At 32.7% G+C, this 1,262-nt stretch carries 1 protein-coding gene; it reads left to right on the top strand.

The genetic code is table 11. From position 1 onward, the window contains the following. The first annotated feature begins 66 nt into the window (after positions 1 to 66). Positions 67 to 1,254 carry a group II intron reverse transcriptase/maturase gene (gene ltrA, locus KM800_RS15060; RefSeq protein ID WP_217813816.1) on the top strand — a complete coding sequence of 396 codons (1,188 nt, stop codon included), beginning with the start codon at positions 67 to 69 and terminating at the stop codon, positions 1,252 to 1,254. Positions 1,255 to 1,262 lie beyond the last annotated feature (8 nt).

Below are 1,262 nucleotides of genomic sequence, written 5' to 3'. Positions count from 1 at the left end.
ATTTGTTCCAATCGAAAGATAGCTGACTTTGGCACGTATTCTATTACAGGAAAGAGATGAATTACTATGAATGAACAGAGATTCAATTGCACTAAATGTGAGAACCGTTCAAACTATTCTAATAACAAAGACTGGCGTTCAATTGACTGGGCGATAGCCGAAGAATATGTTAATAGACTTCAACTCAGAATTGTAAAGGCAGTGAAAAAGGAAAATTGGAATTTAGTCAAAAGACTCCAATACCTTATAACAAATTCTTTTTATGCAAAAGTTTTAGCGGTAAGAAAAGTAACTGGAAACAAAGGTGGAAAGACTTCTGGAGTAGATAAAATTCTCTGGACTAGTGATAAGCAAAAATACCTAGCAGTTAAGGATTTAGAAATTAAAGGTTACAAGCCCATGCCAACGAGACGAATAAATATTAAGAAAGACAACGGAAATTTGAGACCATTAAGTATACCAACTATGAAGGATAGAGCAATGCAAACACTTTTTCTTTATGCACTGCAACCTATAGCAGAAACTACCGGCGATAAACATAGCTTTGGGTTTAGAAAATATAGAAGCTGTGCAGATGCAATGGAGCAACTTTTCACAATTCTTTCTTCAAAGAGAAGTGGAAAATGGATTTTAGAAGGTGATATCAAAGGTTGTTTTGATAATATCAATCATACTTGGATGGTAAATAATATTAATACGGATAAAACAATGATTCAAAAATTCCTTAAAGCAGGATTTGTGTACAGAAAACAACTCTTCCCAACCAACAAAGGTACAATTCAAGGATGGACGATTAGTCCTACCTTTGCAAACTTAACCCTTGATGGAATGGAACATGAAATTGCAAAGAGTTATTTCTTAACAAAGAAAGGAAAAATAAGTTACCATTCTAGGAACAATTCCGATCAGATACATATCGTAAGATATGCAGATGATTTTGTAGTTACTGCCAATAATAAAGAGGTTTTAAAATCTATAAAGGATATACTAAAAACCTTTCTTGCTGACAGAGGACTGGAACTATCTAACGAAAAGACAAGTATAACTCATATAAATAAGGGCTTTGATTTTCTAGGATGGAATTATAAAAAATACAATGAAAAGTTAATAATCCAACCTTCGGTCAAATCAATAAAGAAAGTAGTGAAAAAGTTAAGTGAAATCATTCATAAGAACAAAACAAGTAAACAGGAGCACCTAATTTATAAACTTAACCAAGTTATAAATGGATGGTGCAATCTCTTAAGCCCCTAAGTATAGTT

The organism is Clostridium tyrobutyricum (assembly GCF_019144085.1).
Lineage (GTDB): Bacteria > Bacillota > Clostridia > Clostridiales > Clostridiaceae > Clostridium_B > Clostridium_B tyrobutyricum_A.
Note: the sequence above shows the minus strand (reverse complement) of the source record. Positions and strands in the feature narration are given on the sequence as shown.

What these genes read in the sequence shown, in the direction of transcription:
- ltrA (WP_217813816.1), top strand. Translation starts at nt 67, where the DNA reads ATGAATGAACAGAGATTCAATTGCACTAAATGTGAGAACCGTTCAAAC.